Consider the following 547-nt stretch of genomic DNA (forward strand, 5'->3'; position numbering starts at 1 on the left):
GGCTGCCGCGCCGCGGCCAGGTCCTCTACCTCGTCACCGTCGACGTCCTCGCCGTCGCCGTCGCCGCCGTCGCGCTCGCCGCCGTCCGGTTCCCGCCGCTGCCGGGACTGCTCGGGCCGTTCGCGCTGCTGCTGGGCGGGATGCTGGTGTCCGCCGAGCTCGCGCGGCCGGTCGAGCGCCACCGCGAGGACACCCTCCTCGGGCCCGGCGTCGACACCCCGTGGGTCTTCGCCGGGGTGCTGGTGCTCCGGCCCGGCCTGGCGGTCGCCCTGATCGCGCTCTCCGCGCTGCACCAGTGGTTCCGGGTCCGCAGAAGACCCGTGTACCGGCAGGTGTTCGGCGCCGCGGCGACGGCACTGGCCGGTCTCGTCGCGGGCGCGTTCCTCACCGCGACCGGCGTCCGGCCGCTCGGTGAGGTCCTCGATTCCCGCACCGTCCTCCTGCTCGCCGTCGCCGGCGTCGTGTTCCTCGCGGTGAACGCCGCGCTCGTGACCGCCGCCGACGGCCCCCGCCGCCCGCGCGAAGCCGCGCCGGGCCACGCTTTCGA

The 547-nt window shown here is 77.1% G+C and carries 1 pseudogene; it reads left to right on the forward strand.

The window, feature by feature from the left end:
* Positions 1 to 547: pseudogene (locus G3I65_RS16275) on the forward strand (GGDEF domain-containing protein); the annotation flags it as partial.

This window comes from Amycolatopsis sp. SID8362, assembly GCF_010550475.1.
GTDB lineage: Bacteria > Actinomycetota > Actinomycetes > Mycobacteriales > Pseudonocardiaceae > Amycolatopsis > Amycolatopsis eburnea.